This window comes from Pantoea sp. M_9 (assembly GCF_008631385.1).
Classification (GTDB): Bacteria; Pseudomonadota; Gammaproteobacteria; order Enterobacterales; family Enterobacteriaceae; genus Pantoea; species Pantoea eucrina.
On record NZ_VWUF01000001.1, the window covers coordinates 846,032 to 862,732 of the forward strand.

Genomic DNA, 16,701 nt, shown 5'->3' on the forward strand with positions numbered 1-16,701 from the left:
TGAGAGTGACTCTGTTTCACGCTGCAGGCTGCAGGCGTAAACATGTAATACTGCCGTAGCGGTTAGCCGCCAACCACCTCGCGAATGCGGGCTTTGTACGTCTCAAGCTTCTGCGGCGTCATCATGCGACGCTCGTCATCCAGCACCACGCCGCCGACGTCATCGGCAATACGCTGGGCTGACTGCAGCATCAGCTTAAAGTTCTGATGCGCATCGCCGTAGGATGGCACCATCATAAACATCGAGACGCCAGGTGTCGTGAAGTCGCCCATGGTGTCAGGGTTGAAGGAACCCGGCTTCACCATGTTGGCAAGACTGAACAGAACAGGACCGCTGCCGGCCGGACTCAGATGACGGTGGAAAATGTTCATCTCGCCAAACTGGAAACCCGCCTGCAATACGCCCTGCAGCAGCGCTTCACCATTGAGCGCACCGCCTGCATGAGCGGCAACGTGCAGAACCAGCACCGTCTCTTTTTTACTGCCGGGCGCTGCAGGCTGCGGCGCAGCGTCCTGTGACGCCGGTGTCGCTTCAGGCTCAGGTACGGCTTCAGGCTCAGGTGCAGCGCTGAATTCCGGAGCGGGCTGTACCGCAGGAAGAGGTTCGTTATCCAGCAGCGGATCGGCCTGTACCGGCGCAGGCTGCGGTTTCGCAACCGGCTGAGGCGCAGCGGGCTGCTGTACAGGCGGCGGAGAAACAGGCTGCTGTGGCGCGGGCTGCGCAGGCGCAGGCTTGCTGTCCAGCAGCGGATCGCCCGTCAGCGGGGTTTCATGCTGTGTGAAGGGCTGGCGTGCCGGCTCCGGCGCACGCGGCGCGGCCGGTTTGGCTGGCGGCGCGGTGAACACAGGCTCATCACTGTCGTCATGCTGACGATGGACGCGCACTTCACCGACGCCATCCTCTTCATCACTCAGCAGATCGTCATCCGCGTCATCGCGCTGTTTGAGACGTTTGTGCGGGCGATCGCGAAATACGGACGAACGCTCTTTACGACTGGTCCACAGTCCGTGAAGAAGCAGCGCTATTATGGCGATCGCGCCAACAACGATTAATATCAGACGCAAATCCTGCATCATTGTATTCTCTGTTGTTCCAATACCTTGCCACCACGGCAAACTTTATCCTCTAACTGTATTTGCCCTGCTACACAAGTGCAAGTCTGCGCACTATTTTCTGACAAATAAGATAGCCAGCCGACGCTTTTTCGCTGTTTTTTCGCACAAAGCAGGCCAGCTCACCGGGAAAAGCCAGGGTATGATGTTGATGCCGCTACTTACAGGAGAAAGGCTTGTTATGCCCGCAGAGAATTCAGTCTCATCATTTAATGGTCTTCACTACTTTGCCCGCGGCTGGAATCTGGTGCATATGCGGGGGATCCGCCGCTATGTCATTGTGCCGCTGCTGGTAAATGTGCTGCTGCTCGGCGGCGCGTTTTACTGGCTGTTCCGCCGGCTGGGAGAGTGGATCCCTCAGCTGCTTTCACACGTGCCCGACTGGCTACAGTGGCTGAGCTATCTCATCTGGCCGCTTTCAGTGATTTCAATCGTGCTGGTGTTTGGCTATTTTTTTTCCACGCTCGCCAACCTGATTGCTGCACCGTTTTGTGGCCTGCTGGCTGAACAGCTGGAGGGACAACTCACCGGCAGGCCGCTGCCTGACAGCGGCTGGATGGGCCTGCTTAAAGATCTGCCGCGTATTATGAAACGTGAACTGCAGAAGCTGGGTTACTACCTGCCGCGTGCGCTGGGCCTGCTGCTGCTCTATTTTATCCCTGGCTTTGGTCAGATAGTGGCGCCGGTTTTGTGGTTTCTGTTCAGCGCGTGGATGCTTTCTGTCCAGTACTGCGACTATCCGTTTGACAACCATAAGGTCAGCTTTCCGCATATGCGCACTGCCCTGCGGCGGCATAAAGTCGCCAATATGCAGTTTGGCGCGATGGTCAGCCTGTTTACCATGATACCCATTCTGAATCTGGTGATTATGCCGGTGGCCGTATGCGGTGCGACCGCGATGTGGGTCGATCGCTATCGTGCTGATTTAGCTCGCTATTAACCGCAGCGATCCAGGCTTATGCATTTTTCCGCACGGCTTATGGTCAGGGGCTATATAGATATACTATTTCTTTCCTTCCGCGCGGAGACAGAACAGGTATCCTCAAAGGGTTCCCAATATTTCATACAGTTAAGGACGGGCAATGAGTAAGATCTACGAAGACAACTCGCTGACAATTGGTCATACGCCGCTGGTTCGACTGAACCGCATCGGTAACGGACGTATTCTGGCGAAGGTCGAGTCGCGTAACCCGAGCTTCAGCATCAAGTGCCGTATCGGTGCCAATATGATTTGGGATGCAGAAAAACGCGGAATTCTGAAGCCTGGCGTAGAACTGGTTGAGCCGACCAGCGGTAACACGGGTATCGCCCTGGCATACGTCGCCGCTGCACGCGGCTACAAGTTAACGCTGACTATGCCAGAGACGATGTCAATTGAACGTCGCAAGCTGCTGAAAGCGCTGGGTGCCAATCTGGTGCTGACTGAAGGGCCAAAAGGCATGAAAGGCGCCATCGCTAAAGCGGAAGAGATTGTTGCCAGCGATCCGGATAAATATGTTCTGCTGCAGCAGTTCAGCAACCCGGCTAACCCGGAGATTCATGAAAAAACAACCGGGCCGGAAATCTGGGAAGATACCGACGGCGAAGTCGATGTTTTTATTGCCGGTGTAGGAACCGGCGGCACGCTGACCGGCGTGAGTCGCTACATCAAGAATACCAAAGGCAAGAAAGCGCTGATTACCGTGGCGGTAGAGCCGACCGACTCGCCGGTTATCGCACAGGCGATGGCGGGTGAAGAGATCAAACCGGGTCCGCATAAAATTCAGGGCATCGGCGCAGGCTTTATTCCCGGTAACCTTGACCTGCAGCTGGTCGATCGGGTTATTGCCATCACCAATGATGAAGCGATCAGCACAGCGCGTCAGCTGATGGAAGAGGAAGGTATTCTTGCCGGCATCTCATCGGGTGCGGCGGTGGCTGCTGCGCTGAAGCTGCAGGAAGATGAAGCCTTCGCAAATAAGAATATTGTGGTGATCCTGCCCTCTTCCGGCGAACGCTATCTCAGTACCGCACTCTTTGCCGATCTGTTCACGGAAAAAGAGCTGCAGCAGTAATCGTCAAAGTCTTAAAGTGTCGAAAAAAGCACCCTTTCGGGTGCTTTTTTGTGGCGCAGATCTCACTTTCACCACCGGGCAGATTGATTTCAGTGATGTCGCTCTGGTATTTAAGCTGCCAATTATTTCGGTGCCTGAAATTAATCTGCCCTTGAAGTGGATCAAGCTGAATCGATTTACTGATTTGGCGAAATGGCGAATCACGGCATAATTAACCCGGTGACGAACAAACGCAGTTGTTGATCCGTCATTGCAAAGATGGCTTATTCATCAGAGCGCCCTTTTCTGGTCAGCATGATGCCATACCAGCGCACCTACACAGGCTAAAGTTACGGCTCCAGGCTAGACTTTAGATCCATAACACCAAACCTGAAAAAGTTGGGGAAATAGCATGTTCCAGCAAGAAGTTACCATTACCGCACCAAACGGTCTGCACACGCGTCCTGCTGCACAGTTCGTCAAAGAAGCCAAGGCGTTCCAGTCAGAAATCACTGTGACTTCCAACGGCAAATCTGCCAGCGCAAAGAGCCTGTTTAAGCTGCAGACGCTGGGTCTGACTCAGGGAACCGTTGTCACGCTCTCTGCTGAAGGTGAAGATGAGCAGCAGGCGGTTGAACATCTGGTTAAGCTGATGGCCGAGCTCGAGTAAATTCGCGCGGTCACCACTAAATCGACTCCTTTGCCCCATTGAGTGCAACTATCTTGATCGCGGACAACCCGTCCGCGATATCGCTTCACCAGAATACTGCTCCACGACAATGGCAATGCATCGGGTCAACGAGCCATCGTGATAAAAAGGTAGGGTTATGATTTCAGGCATTTTAGCATCACCGGGTATCGCTTTCGGCAAAGCACTGCTGCTGAAAGAAGATGAGATCGTCATCAATCGTAAAAAGATTACAGACGACCAGGTTGATCAGGAAGTTCAGCGCTTCCTTGATGGACGTAGCAAAGCAGCAGAACAGCTTCAGGCGATCTGCGTCAAAGCCGGTGAAACCTTCGGTGAAGAGAAAGCGGCGATCTTTGAAGGTCACATTATGCTGCTGGAAGACGAAGAGCTTGAGCAGGAAATCATTGACCTGATTAAAAAAGATCATGTCACCGCTGACACTGCAGCCCACTCTGTGGTTGAAGGCCAAGCTAAAGCGCTGGAAGAGCTCGATGATGAGTATCTGAAAGAGCGCGCAGCGGACGTGCGTGATATCGGTAAACGCCTGCTGCAGAACATTCTTGGCCTGCATATAGTCGATCTCAGCTCGATTGCTGAAGAAGCGATTCTGGTCGCCAAAGACCTTACCCCGTCAGAGACCGCACAGCTTAACCTGAAAAAGGTGCTGGGCTTTATCACCGATTTGGGTGGACGCACTTCGCACACCTCTATCATGGCGCGCTCGCTGGAACTGCCTGCGATTGTCGGCACCGGCAGCGTGACCACCACCGTTAAAAACGGTGATTTTCTGATTCTGGATGGCGTAAACAACAAAATTTATGTCAATCCGACTGAAGCGGAACAGGAAGAGCTGAAAGCAATTCAGACCCAGTACCTTTCTGAGAAACATGAGCTGGCCAAGCTGAAAGATCTGCCTGCCATTACGCTGGATGGTCATCAGGTTGAAGTCTGCGCCAACATCGGTACCGTTCGCGACGTAGCGGGTGCAGAGCGTAATGGTGCAGAAGGCGTGGGCCTCTACCGTACCGAATTCCTGTTTATGGACCGCGATTCGCTGCCTTCAGAAGAGGAGCAGTTTCAGGCCTATAAAGCCGTCGCAGAAGCCGTAGGTTCTCAGGCAGTTATCGTGCGCACGATGGATATCGGCGGCGATAAAGATCTGCCTTACATGAACCTGCCGAAAGAAGAGAACCCGTTCCTCGGCTGGCGTGCGATTCGTATCGCAATGGATCGTAAAGAGATCCTGCATGCCCAGCTGCGCGCCATTCTGCGCGCCTCTTCTTTTGGCAAGCTGCGTATCATGTTCCCGATGATTATCTCGGTGGAAGAAGTGCGCTTCCTGAAGGCGGAGCTGGAGACCCTGAAAGCGCAGCTGCGTGAAGAAGGTAAAGCCTTTGATGAGTCCATTGAAGTGGGCATCATGGTGGAAACCCCGGCTTCAGCCGTTATCGCCCGTCATCTGGCGAAAGAAGTCGACTTCTTTAGTATTGGGACAAATGACCTGACGCAGTATACTCTGGCGGTCGATCGTGGTAATGATTTGATTTCACACCTCTATAACCCAATGACGCCATCTGTACTTGGCCTCATTAAGCAAGTGATCGACGCATCACATGCCGAAGGGAAATGGACCGGCATGTGTGGTGAGCTGGCGGGTGATGAACGTGCTACACTACTGTTACTGGGAATGGGGCTGGACGAATTCAGCATGAGTGCCATTTCGATCCCGAGCATCAAGAAAATCATTCGTAATACCAATTACGAAGATGCTAAGGCTCTGGCAGAGCAGGCTCTGGCTCAACCCACAGCGGAAGATTTGATGAATCTGGTCAACAAGTTCATTAAAGAAAAAACGCTCTGCTGATCCACGTGATGCTGGCCCCAAAATACTGCTTAGGAGAAGATCATGGGTTTGTTTTCTAAACTTTTTGGCGAAAAATCAGAGAGCGCGTCAGGGACTATCGATATTGTTGCGCCTCTGTCAGGCGAAATTGTCAATATTGAAGACGTACCTGATGTCGTGTTTGCTGAGAAAATCGTGGGCGATGGTATCGCAATCAAACCGACTGGCAACAAAATGGTTGCACCGGTTGATGGCACTATCGGCAAGATTTTTGAAACTAACCACGCGTTTTCCATTGAATCAGACAACGGCATTGAGCTGTTTGTCCACTTCGGTATCGATACGGTAGAGCTGAAAGGTGAAGGCTTCAAACGTATCGCCGAAGAAGGTCAGAAAGTGAAAAAAGGCGACGTTGTGATCGAGTTCGATCTGCCGCTGCTGGAAGAGAAAGCGAAATCCACGCTGACACCAGTTGTGATCTCGAATATGGATGAGATCAAAGATCTGACCAAGCTTTCAGGTCAGGTCACCGTTGGCGAAACGCCGGTTATTCGTATCAAAAAATAACGGACGTTAGCACTCTCTGAAAACGGCACCCGATGGGTGCCGTTTTTGTTTTCGCTACGCTTTGCGCCAGTGCGGAAGCCTGAGGATCACCTCAAGGCCACCTTCCGGCACGTTCTGCGCCTGAACTTCGCCATGATGAGCCAGCATCACCTTACGGACGATAGATAGCCCGAGGCCGTAACCTTTTCCGGCCAGCGGCGTGTTTACCCGCACAAAGGGATCGAAGATACTGGAGAGTTTGCTGTGATCGACGCCGGGTCCGCTATCGCGGATGCAGATCGTCAGCCAGGCGGCTTCCGCGTGCAGATCTACCCGGATCACCTGTCCCTGATGCGAAAAACGCAGCGAGTTTCGCAATACATTCTCCGCACCGCGCCGGATCAGCTCGGCGTTACCGCGCACCGTATAGTCAGCCTTCTCATCGGCGGTAAACTCCACCAGCACGCCAGTCAGCTGCGCTTCATAGCGCAGATCGGTTATCACCACCTCCAGCAGCCCGAAAAGATCAAAGTAATCTTCGCCCGGCAGGCTTTCGTGACTGACGCGTGACAGCGTCAGCAGCTCGCCAATCATCTTGTCGAGGCGACGCGCTTCCTCATCAATGCGGTTAAGCGAGACCGCGACCGTTGCCGGCGTCTGACGCGCCAGCCCGGTAGCCAGCTGCAGGCGCGCCAGCGGTGAACGCAGCTCGTGAGAGATATCGTGCAGCAGCGCCTCGCGGGCGTTAATCAGCGTATCAAGCCGCTCTACCATGGCATCAAAATCGTGCGCCACGCTGGAGAGTTCATCGTGACGCCGGCGCATCAGCGGCCAGAGCCGCACCGAGAGATCGCCACTGGCCACGCGGGCGAATCCTTCGCGCAGCTGGCGCATCGGGCGCGTAAGATTCCAGGCGAGCAGCAGGCTGAAGAGCAGCCCCAGCGCACCGGCGAAGATAAACATCGGTTGCGGAATATTCAGAATGCGGCGCGGGCGCTCGCCTATGGTGCTGTCGCGCCGCAGCGCCCTGACATCATAACGCAGCTCCCAGCCGTTGCCGTCTGCGTCTTTCACCTGGCGTACTATCACATCCGGAATTGGGCCGTGAAACGGCGCGCCAAACGCTGCCTGCGTCCTGCCGGCTGCGCGCGGCGCCGTCGCACGCTGTGGCAGCACCGAGAAAAACTGCCGATCTTCCGCAGACCAGTCAGCCATCATGTCGTCAAGCGCCGCCGGACCGCCGCGCTCAAGAACGGAAACAGCGGAGGCCATCTGCAGATTCACAATGCGCCGTACCGCGGCAATGTCGGGCGGCTCATGCCGGCTGCCCGACAGCGCAAAGCCGAGCCAGAGCAGCTGACTGATAATCAGAAATACCAGCCAGAAACCCAGCAGGATTTTCCAGAACATGCGCCCGCGATAGCTGCGCTTCATCGGATGCGATAGCCAATACTGCGCACGGTTTCAATCGTTACGCTCTCGGCTGTCAGCGCCGCCAGTTTCTGCCGGATATTGCTGATATGAACATCAACGCTGCGATCGTAAGCTTCCCGCGACCGCCCCAGCCCCTGTTCAGAGAGTTCATCTTTGGTTACCACCCGCTCAGGCGCCCGCAGCAGCAGCTGCAGCAGGTTAAATTCTGACGCGGTCAGCTCCAGCGCCCTGCCCTGCCATGCGGTAACGCGGGTCGCCGGGTTGAGCGTCAGGTCACGCAGGCAGAGCGGCTCCTTTTTATCCGCCACCGCCGGCAGCTCCTCCACGCGGCGCAAAACCGCACGCAGGCGCGCCACCAGCTCGCGCGGGTAGCAGGGTTTCGGAACATAATCATCCGCGCCCATCTCCAGCCCAATCACGCGGTCAATATTGTCGCCTTTTGCCGTCAGCATGATCACCGGCAGGCGGCTGTTCTGGCGCACCTGACGCAGCACGTCGGTGCCGCTCATATCAGGCAACATGATATCCAGGATCATGGCGCTGTAGCTGCCTGACAGTGCCCCCTCAATCCCGGCGCTGCCGGTCAGGGCAAGCTGCGTTTCAAAGCCTTCAGCAAGCAGGTACTGGCTGAGCATGGTGCCCAGCTCAGCGTCATCATCAACAAGCAGGATTTTCATCGGTTTCTCTCAGCTAAAGTGGTGCTATTTTGTGCCGATTGCGGGAGAAACGCAGCAGGATTTACGCGATCCTTACAGTCAGATGCGCGGATACAGAAGCGGCAAGCCGGTCAGCGCAGCAGGCTGACCAGGCAGATGCTGTCAGTGAAAGACACCGGTGGAGAGATAACGATCGCCGCGATCGCAGACGATCGCCACGACGACGCTGCCGGGTTGCGCCCGGGCGATGCGCAGCGCTCCCGCCACGGCGCCACCGGAGCTTACGCCGCAGAACAGCCCTTCACGCTGCGCCAGCGCGCGCATCGTCTCTTCCGCTTCCCGCTGCCCCATATCCATCACCTCGTCTACCAGCTCAGGGCGATAAATGCCAGGCAGATAGGCTTCAGGCCAGCGGCGGATACCGGGTATTGCGCTGCCTTCCTGCGGCTGCAGGCCAATCACTTTAACCGCCGGCGCGTGCTCTTTCAGAAAGCGCCCCACGCCGCTGATGGTACCGGTGGTGCCCATGCTGGAGACAAAATGCGTCAGGCGCCCGCCGCTCTGCTGCCAGATTTCCGGCGCAGTGGTGAGATAGTGACCCAGCGGATTATCGGGATTGTTAAACTGATCGAGCACCCGGCCTTCGCCGCGATCGGCCATCGCCTGCGCCAGATCGCGTGCGCCTTCCATGCCCTGCTCACGCGTAACCAGCACCAGCTCGGCCCCGTAAGCGCGCATCGCATCCTGCCGCTCCTGGCTCATGTTCTCCGGCATCAGCAGCCGCAGCTTATACCCTTTGAGCGCGGCGATCATCGCCAGCGCAATACCGGTGTTACCGCTGGTGGCTTCAATCAGCTGGTCGCCGGGCCTGATTTCACCGCGCAGCTCCGCCTGATGAATCATCGACCAGGCCGCGCGATCTTTCACTGAGCCGGCCGGGTTATTCCCCTCCAGCTTCAGCCAGACTTCGCTGCCGTTATCAGGCGACAGGCGTTGCAGCCTGATCAGCGGCGTATTACCGATGGTATTTTCCAGAGTGGTCACGATTTTTTTCCAGGCGCAAGAGAGGCAATAAAAACGGGCGGGAAAGTCCCGCCCGAAAGAGTTGTCAAAATATCAGGCGCTCTCAGCAAAGGCAACCGGGCGCAGCGGGGTATTGCCCTGATAGAGGCGGGCCTGCTGCAGACCGACAAACAGACGCTCGCCGCGTACCGGGGCCGACTGCTCACCTTCAAAAATCAGGGTAAACGGCTCAGCGTGCCAGCCAGCGGCCTGGACCACCAGCTGCCAGAAGTGTCCGCGCGGGCTCACTTCCAGCACCTGCACCGGCAGCGGCGTCTCCAGGCTGCTCTGCCGCGATACGTCTACTTCCCACGGGCGCAGGAAGAGTTCAACGCGGCCCTGATGCGCTGGCGTGTAGCCCAGCGGCCAGTGATGGGCGGCAACGTGGAACTGCGATCCGTGCACTTCGCCCTCAAAGCGATTGACCTCGCCCAGAAACTCCAGCACAAAGCGGGTAGCGGGTTCACGCCATACTTCATCCGGGGAACCTGTCTGTTCAATGTTCCCCTGGCTCATTACGACCACGCTGTCCGCGACTTCCATCGCTTCTTCCTGGTCGTGCGTAACAAACACGCTGGTAAATTTCAGCTCCTCATGCAGCTGACGCAGCCAGCGGCGCAGCTCTTTACGCACCTGCGCATCGAGCGCGCCGAACGGCTCATCCAGCAGCAGGATCTGTGGTTCTACCGCCAGTGCTCGCGCCAGCGCCACGCGCTGCTTCTGTCCGCCAGAGAGCTGAGCCGGAAAGCGGTTTGCCAGGTGCGCCAGCTGTACCATCTCCAGCAGGCGCGTGACGCGCTGTTTGATCTCAGCGGCTGAGGGGCGCTCGCGGCGCGGCAGCACCGTCAGGCCAAAGGCGATATTGTCAAACACCGTCATGTGGCGGAACAGCGCATAGTGCTGGAAAACAAATCCCACCTGGCGATCGCGGGCATGAATGCGGCTGACATCTTTGCCATGAAAATAGATCTGTCCGCTGTTCTGATGCTCCAGCCCGGCAATGATACGCAGCAGCGTGGTTTTACCCGAGCCGGAAGGGCCCAGCAGCGCCACCATTTCGCCGGAAGGAATATCCAGAGAGATATCATTCAGCACCGGGGTGCGGCCAAAGGCTTTATTAATTTGTTTGATCTCAATGCTCATGATTTTCCTCCTGTTGGCGCTTCTGCTGATGCTCTAATCGCCACTGCACCACGCTTTTCAGAAACAGCGTCACAATTGCCATCAGGGTCAGCAGCGCGGCGGCAGTGAATGCGCCCACGGTGTTGTAATCCTGATGCAGTAATTCAACCTGAAGCGGTAACGTATAGGTCTCACCGCGAATCGATCCTGATACTACCGACACCGCACCAAACTCACCGATAGCGCGCGCGTTGGTCAGTACCACGCCGTAGAGCAGCGCCCAGCGAATGTTGGGCAGCGTTACGCGACGAAACATCTGCCAGCCCGAGGCGCCAAGCAGCACCGCAGCTTCATCTTCGTTACTCCCCTGACTCAGCATCACCGGCACCAGCTCACGCACCACAAACGGACAGGTGACAAATACGGTCGCCAGCACCATGCCGGGCCAGGCAAACATAATCTGAATATTGTGGGCATCGAGCCAGCCGCCAGCCGGGCCGTTAACGCCCCAGAACAGCAGATACATCAGGCCCGCCACCACCGGTGATACCGCAAACGGAATATCAAACAGCGTCAGCAGCAGCTGCCGTCCCGGAAAGGTAAAACGGGTGACCAGCCACGCCAGCAGCGTGCCAAACACCAGGTTTACCGGAACGGTAATGAGCGCAACCAGCACCGTCAGCCAGATCGCGTGCAGCATGTCGCCATCCTGCAGGTTGCTGAACGCCTGGCCCACGCCCTGCGCCAGCGCCTCCCAGAAGATAGAGATCATCGGTACCACCAGCAGCAGTATCGATATCAGTGCGCCGGTGCCAATCAGCAGCCATTTGCCCCAGTTAAAGGGCTCACGCTCAGCGCGATTGAGGTGTGAAATCTCCGCCATCAGTGACCTCCCAGGCGACGGCCAAAGCGGCTCTGCAGCGTATTAATGGCAAACAGCAGCAGCAGCGAGGCGGCAAGGATCACCGAGGCGATAGCGCTGGCGGCCGGGTAATCAAACTCCTGCAGACGAACAAAAATCATCAGTGACGTCACTTCCGTTTTCCAGGCAATGTTGCCGGCGATAAAGATCACCGCACCAAACTCCCCGAGGCTGCGGGTAAACGAAAGCGCCGTTCCGGCCAGCAGCGCCGGAGCCACCTCAGGCAGCACCACGCGCCGGAAGCTCTGCCACGGCGTGGCACCCAGCGTTTCCGCCGCTTCCTCATATTCCGGGCCCAGCTCTTCCAGTACCGGCTGAACGGTACGCACTACAAACGGAATGCTGGTAAAGGCCATCGCTACCGCGATACCAATCCAGGTATAAGAGACTTTGATATCAAAATGTGCCAGCCACTGACCATACCAGCCGTTAACGGAAAAGAGTCCGGCCAGCGTCAGCCCCGCTACCGCCGTCGGCAGGGCAAACGGCAGATCCATCAGGCCATCCAGCAGCGTACGCCCTGGAAAACGATAGCGGGTCAGGATCCACGCCATCAGCATGCCAAACACCGCGTTGAACAGCGACGCGACGCCGGCTGACAGCAGCGTCACTTTATAAGCCGCTACCAGCTGCGGGCTGGAGATCACCGCCCAGTACTGCGCCAGCGTCATCTGCGACAGCTGCATCAGCAGCGCGCTGATAGGCAGCAGCAGAATCAGGCAGGTAAACAGCAGGCTGGTGCCGAGGCTCAGGCCGAAACCCGGCAGGACGCGTTTTTGTGCTGTAGCAAACATCAGCCGCGCCCCGCTGCCAGTAATTTATCCAGCTCGCCGCCGCTGACGAAATGCGTTTTCATTACCTGCTCCCAGCCGCCAAACGCCTCATTAACGTTAAACAGTGTGGTCTGTGGGAAACGGTCCTTCTGTTCTGCCATCAGCTGCGGATTGTTCACGCGGTAGTAGTAGCGGGTGATAATCGCCTGAGCCGCTGGCGTGTAGAGATAGTTCAGATACGCTTTAGCTGCGTCAGCGGTGTTGTTGTGCGCCACATTCTTATCCACCCAGGCAACCGGAAACTCCGCCAGGATGTTGGTACGCGGCACAATCACTTCATAATCATCTTTGCCATACTGATTGCGGATATTGTTTACTTCTGACTCAAAGCTAATCAGGACGTCACCCAGACCGCGTTCAGCAAACGTGGTGGTCGCGCCGCGCCCGCCGGTGTCAAACACCTCAACGTTCTTTAAAAACTTCTGCATATAGGCTTCAGTTTTAGCGCGATCCTGGCCGTCAGCTTTTTCCGCTGCGCCCCAGGCGGCAAGATAGGTATAGCGACCGTTGCCGGAGGTTTTCGGATTCGGGAAAATCAGTTTTACGTTGTCGCGCGCCAGATCGGCCCAGTCATGGATCTGCTTTGGATTACCTTTGCGCACCAGAAACGCCATGGTGGAGTAGAACGGTGAGCTGTTGTTTGGCAGACGGCTTTGCCAGTCAGCGGCAATCAGGTTGCCTTTATCATGCAGCACCTGCACATCAGTGACCTGATTGTAGGTAACGACATCTGCCCGCAGCCCCTGCAGGATCGCCAGCGCCTGTTTGGATGAGCCGGCGTGAGACTGCTTAATCGTGAGTTTATCGCCAGGGTGTGCCGCATCCCACTGCTGTTCAAAGGGTACGTTAAGTGCCACAAAGAGTTCGCGTGACACATCATACGAGCTGTTCAGCAGCTCCGTTGCCTGCGCCGCCGCTGCCAGCGACAGTGACAGCGCCACGCCGCTAAGCCATGTTTTCAAAACCGGAAGTGTCATGCAGCACCCTGATAAATAGAAATCCAGCCTGGGCCAGTAGATGCTGTCAGTGTATTTATAACTTCCCGGAAAACAGTAACGGTTTTATATATCTTTTGGGGATTTAAAAGTCGAAAAAGGCATAAGCGATCGGCAGAGAAAAGCAGGTTTTCAGAAATATACGCAGGCGGGTGCGGGCCGCGTAAAAGCGGCCCCCGGCAGGGTTAGCGCTGCCAGACAATTTTACTGATCGTCCAGTTTTTCAGCGTCTCATCTGAAGGCATCAGACCCGCCGGGCCGTGCCACTTGCCGCTGTAGACGTAAGAGATGTGCTGACTTCCCGGCGCACGGCACTCAACGTCATGCGCATCGAGTCCTGCGACCATTTTGCAGTTATTGAAAGCTTTCGTGAACGTATCGCTGAAGCGGTCACCGATTTTACTGCCGCTGCTGCTCTCCGCCGCCGCATCCAGCACCTCGATCCGTTCAACGGTGGGTTTACCGCTGATGATCAGCTTCACCTTGCCATCCTGCAGCGCCTGCCAGAACTCAGCCACCTCGCCCTGCTCGCTGCGCATACCCTGCCGCAGCTGGTAATCATCATTCAGCGCCTGCGAAATAGCCAATTCACTCATCCGGGTGCTGCCATTGAGACCCGCCACACCCTGCTCAGTGACCTGCAGAGAACCGCCAAACCAGCTTAGCGGGTTGAGCGCGGCCCAGTGGTAAGTCAGCGGGTTATACCAGTGGCTCTCATGCTCTGCCGGGCCCTGGCCGGTAGTGGCGCAGCCCGACACGGCCAGCGCCGCCGCGAGCGCCGCAAAACGTACAGCTTTCATGCTAACTCCATGGTTTCAACTTTATTGCGTGCCTCTTGGAGTCACGCGAAGGCAAAAAGTTTAGCCGGCCGGATCAATCAATATTCGCGATCTTCAATCAGCCGCTTGCCCAGCAGCAGCGCCTCCACGGGTTCATAGTCGAGCTTTTCATAGAATGCGACGACCTGATCGTTCTCTTCCCGCACCATCAGATGAATTTTCGGGCAGCCGCGCGCAATCAGCTTTTTCTCCAGCCGGTTCATCAGCGCATTGGCAAAGCCGCGCCCCTGATAGTCGGGATGCACAGCCAGATAGTAGGCTGAGCCACGATGACCGTCATAGCCGCCCATCAGCGTGCCAACCACTTCGCCGCCCACTTCAGCGACCAGAAACAGTTCCGGGTCATGATTCATTTTGCGTTCGATATCCAGCTCCGGGTCGTTCCACGGGCGTAACAGATCGCAACGCTCCCAGAGCGTGATTACTTCATCAAAATCTTCCTGGCGGAAAGAGCGAATTTCCATCGACGTATCCTGCTGATCGGCATAATTCGCTGATTATCACGCATTCTTTGCGTGGCGCAACCCTCCTGCTCCGCAATGGCAGAAAAAAGCGGCTAAATCCGGGTTAGCACCGTGCAATACAAAGTAATACGCTGAAATGGTTGCGGGGTCGCCGTGCTGCGACGGTTACGCTATAACACTGGGCTTATTTCTCTGCCAGGGACCTGTAAATGAAAAAGATTTCACTGCTTTCACGCCTGACTAACCGTCGCCAGCTGATTCTTTCGGGGCTGGCGCTGGCGGTGCTTTCGCCGCGCGCAATTCAGGCGAAGGAGACGCGGGCAGAGATCACAGCGGCGCCGCGTCATACCGCGCCGAAACCTGCTGCCAGCGGTAAGCGCATTGTGATGATCGATCCCGGTCATGGCGGTATCGATTCCGGCGCGGTAGGACAGGAGGGCGCGGAGGAGAAGCATGTTGTTCTGGAGATTGCCAATACCGTGCGCACGCTGCTGCAGTCACATCCGCATATTGAGGTGCGACTGACGCGCGACAGTGACCATTTTATTCCTCTCTATCAGCGGGTGGAGATTGCACATCAGCACGGCGCGAGCCTGTTTATGTCGGTGCATGCTGACGGCTTTACCAGCCCGGATGCCAACGGTGCTTCGGTATTTGCCCTCTCTAATCGCGGCGCCAGCAGCGCAATGGCACGCTATCTGTCGCAGCGTGAAAACGATGCAGATAAAGCAGGCGGTGCCGCCGTACAGCAGAAAGATCACTATCTGAATGAGATTCTGTTTGATCTGGTGCAGACCGATACGATTCGCAACAGCCTGACGCTGGGCAAGCATGTCCTGGACCAGATCCGCCCGGTGCATCATCTGCACAGTCAGCATACCGAGCAGGCCGCCTTTGCCGTGCTGAAGTCGCCCTCTATTCCCTCCGTGCTGGTTGAAACCTCGTTTATTACCAATCCGCGTGAAGAGCAGCTGCTGGGCACTACCGCCTTTCGCCATAAGATCGCCACCGCCATTGCCAGCGGAATTGTTAACTATTTTGCCGCATACGATCGTCGCCAGGCGTGATCCCGGGCTGTGGTAAGCTTACAGCACATTTACAGAGAGAGTGACGCATGAGCAATCCCGATATTTCACGCGTTAAGGCGTTTTTGCTGACGCTGCAGGATGAGATCTGCAATCAACTGGCCGCAGCGGATGGCGGCGCAACGTTTGCCGAAGATAGCTGGCAGCGTCCCGGCGGCGGTGGCGGACGCAGCCGGGTTCTGCGTAACGGCACGGTGTTTGAGCAGGCCGGAGTCAACTTTTCCCATGTGCATGGCGACCAGATGCCCGCTTCAGCCACCGCGCATCGTCCGGAGCTTGCCGGACGCAGTTTTGAGGCGATGGGCGTTTCACTGGTGGTGCATCCGGAAAACCCCTATGTGCCGACCAGCCACGCTAACGTGCGCTTTTTCATCGCTGAAAAACCCGGCGCCGATCCGGTCTGGTGGTTCGGCGGCGGGTTTGACCTGACGCCCTACTACGGTTTTACCGAGGATGCCGTGCACTGGCATCAGATCGCAGCCAACCTTTGCGAGCCGTTTGGCGAGGATGTCTATCCGCGCTATAAAAAATGGTGTGATGACTATTTCCACCTGAAGCATCGCAATGAGCAGCGCGGTATCGGCGGTCTGTTTTATGACGATCTGAATACGCCAGACTTTGACCGCTGCTTTGACTTTATGCAGGCGGTCGGCCGCGGCTATCTGCAGGCCTATCTGCCGATTGTTGCACGCCGTAAAGCGCTGCCGTGGGGCGATCGCGAGCGCCAGTTCCAGCTCTACCGCCGCGGGCGTTACGTTGAGTTTAATCTGGTGTGGGACCGCGGCACGCTGTTTGGTCTGCAGACTGGCGGCAGAACCGAGTCAATTCTGATGTCGATGCCGCCGCTGGTGCGCTGGGAATATGACTATCAGCCCGAGCCCGGTTCACCGGAAGCGCAGCTCTATACGGATTTTCTGCCCGTGCGGGAGTGGCTTAGCGGGAGTGGCGCTTAGCAGCGCGGGAGTTGTGCGCTGGGCAGCGCGGGAGTTGTGCGCTGGGCAGCGCGGGGTATGCGCTAAGCAGCGCGCGGCACTGAGGGGGTTCCGCCCGCCAGCGCAGGGCTG

General features: G+C 56.7%; 18 protein-coding genes. 8 read left to right on the forward strand and 10 right to left on the reverse strand.

The window, feature by feature from the left end; all coding sequences use genetic code 11:
- Window positions 1-62: 62 nt before the first annotated feature.
- Window positions 63-1,076: a cell division protein ZipA gene (gene zipA, locus F3I15_RS03855; protein WP_150016601.1), complete on the reverse strand. Its 1,014-nt coding sequence runs from the start codon at window positions 1,074-1,076 to the stop codon at window positions 63-65.
- A gap of 217 nt (window positions 1,077-1,293) precedes the next feature.
- Between zipA and cysZ the strand changes: the two genes are divergently transcribed.
- The 6 genes from cysZ (at window position 1,294) to crr (ending at window position 6,246) form a co-directional block, all read left to right on the forward strand.
- Window positions 1,294-2,052: a sulfate transporter CysZ gene (gene cysZ / locus F3I15_RS03860; protein ID WP_150016602.1), complete on the forward strand. Its 759-nt coding sequence runs from the start codon at window positions 1,294-1,296 to the stop codon at window positions 2,050-2,052.
- 142 nt (window positions 2,053-2,194) lie between these two features.
- Window positions 2,195-3,166 carry a cysteine synthase A gene (cysK, locus tag F3I15_RS03865; protein WP_150016603.1) on the forward strand — a complete coding sequence of 324 codons (972 nt, stop codon included), beginning with the start codon at window positions 2,195-2,197 and terminating at the stop codon, window positions 3,164-3,166.
- A 16-nt stretch (window positions 3,167-3,182) separates the two neighbouring features.
- Window positions 3,183-3,377: a hypothetical protein gene (locus F3I15_RS03870; RefSeq protein WP_150016604.1), complete on the forward strand. Its 195-nt coding sequence runs from the start codon at window positions 3,183-3,185 to the stop codon at window positions 3,375-3,377.
- Between the two features lie 180 nt (window positions 3,378-3,557).
- A complete protein-coding gene (gene ptsH / locus F3I15_RS03875; RefSeq protein ID WP_007889063.1) occupies window positions 3,558-3,815 on the forward strand; it encodes a phosphocarrier protein Hpr in 258 nt (85 codons plus the stop codon).
- Between the two features lie 157 nt (window positions 3,816-3,972).
- Entirely contained in the window at window positions 3,973-5,700 is a 1,728-nt protein-coding gene (gene ptsI / locus F3I15_RS03880) for a phosphoenolpyruvate-protein phosphotransferase PtsI (RefSeq protein ID WP_150016605.1), read from the forward strand.
- 42 nt (window positions 5,701-5,742) lie between these two features.
- Window positions 5,743-6,246, forward strand: a complete 504-nt coding sequence (gene crr / locus F3I15_RS03885; protein WP_039379452.1) for a PTS glucose transporter subunit IIA — start codon at window positions 5,743-5,745, stop codon at window positions 6,244-6,246.
- 54 nt (window positions 6,247-6,300) lie between these two features.
- Here the strand turns inward: crr and F3I15_RS03890 are convergent, their stop codons facing one another.
- From F3I15_RS03890 to F3I15_RS03930, 9 genes are all read right to left on the reverse strand, one after another.
- Entirely contained in the window at window positions 6,301-7,659 is a 1,359-nt protein-coding gene (locus F3I15_RS03890; protein WP_150016606.1) for an ATP-binding protein, read from the reverse strand.
- A complete protein-coding gene (locus tag F3I15_RS03895) occupies window positions 7,656-8,336 on the reverse strand; it encodes a response regulator transcription factor (protein WP_150016607.1) in 681 nt (226 codons plus the stop codon). Before F3I15_RS03895 ends, F3I15_RS03890 begins: the two co-directional genes overlap by 4 nt.
- Window positions 8,337-8,477: 141 nt before the next feature.
- Window positions 8,478-9,359 carry a cysteine synthase CysM gene (gene cysM, locus F3I15_RS03900; RefSeq protein ID WP_150016608.1) on the reverse strand — a complete coding sequence of 294 codons (882 nt, stop codon included), beginning with the start codon at window positions 9,357-9,359 and terminating at the stop codon, window positions 8,478-8,480.
- 72 nt (window positions 9,360-9,431) lie between these two features.
- Entirely contained in the window at window positions 9,432-10,520 is a 1,089-nt protein-coding gene (gene cysA, locus F3I15_RS03905) for a sulfate/thiosulfate ABC transporter ATP-binding protein CysA (RefSeq protein WP_150016609.1), read from the reverse strand.
- Window positions 10,510-11,382, reverse strand: coding sequence for a sulfate/thiosulfate ABC transporter permease CysW (gene cysW, locus F3I15_RS03910; RefSeq protein ID WP_039379463.1), 873 nt, complete (start codon window positions 11,380-11,382; stop codon window positions 10,510-10,512). Before cysW ends, cysA begins: the two co-directional genes overlap by 11 nt.
- The gene (gene cysT, locus F3I15_RS03915) at window positions 11,382-12,215 is read right to left on the reverse strand and encodes a sulfate/thiosulfate ABC transporter permease CysT (RefSeq protein ID WP_039379465.1); all 834 of its coding nucleotides are present in this window, start codon (window positions 12,213-12,215) and stop codon (window positions 11,382-11,384) included. Before cysT ends, cysW begins: the two co-directional genes overlap by 1 nt.
- The gene (locus F3I15_RS03920) at window positions 12,215-13,231 is read right to left on the reverse strand and encodes a sulfate ABC transporter substrate-binding protein (RefSeq protein WP_150016610.1); all 1,017 of its coding nucleotides are present in this window, start codon (window positions 13,229-13,231) and stop codon (window positions 12,215-12,217) included. The genes cysT and F3I15_RS03920 overlap by 1 nt, the downstream gene beginning before the upstream one ends.
- A 203-nt stretch (window positions 13,232-13,434) precedes the next feature.
- Complete coding sequence (locus tag F3I15_RS03925) at window positions 13,435-14,049, reverse strand: RpoE-regulated lipoprotein (RefSeq protein WP_150016611.1); 615 nt, start codon at window positions 14,047-14,049, stop codon at window positions 13,435-13,437.
- Window positions 14,050-14,126: 77 nt separating this feature from the next.
- Entirely contained in the window at window positions 14,127-14,552 is a 426-nt protein-coding gene (locus tag F3I15_RS03930; protein ID WP_039379472.1) for a GNAT family acetyltransferase, read from the reverse strand.
- Window positions 14,553-14,761: 209 nt separating this feature from the next.
- On the opposite strand from F3I15_RS03930, the gene amiA reads away from it, so the two are divergent.
- Together amiA and hemF are read left to right on the forward strand one after the other, a co-directional pair.
- Entirely contained in the window at window positions 14,762-15,619 is an 858-nt protein-coding gene (gene amiA, locus F3I15_RS03935) for an N-acetylmuramoyl-L-alanine amidase AmiA (protein ID WP_150016612.1), read from the forward strand.
- Window positions 15,620-15,666: 47 nt separating this feature from the next.
- Window positions 15,667-16,590 carry an oxygen-dependent coproporphyrinogen oxidase gene (gene hemF / locus F3I15_RS03940; RefSeq protein ID WP_150016613.1) on the forward strand — a complete coding sequence of 308 codons (924 nt, stop codon included), beginning with the start codon at window positions 15,667-15,669 and terminating at the stop codon, window positions 16,588-16,590.
- Window positions 16,591-16,701 lie beyond the last annotated feature (111 nt).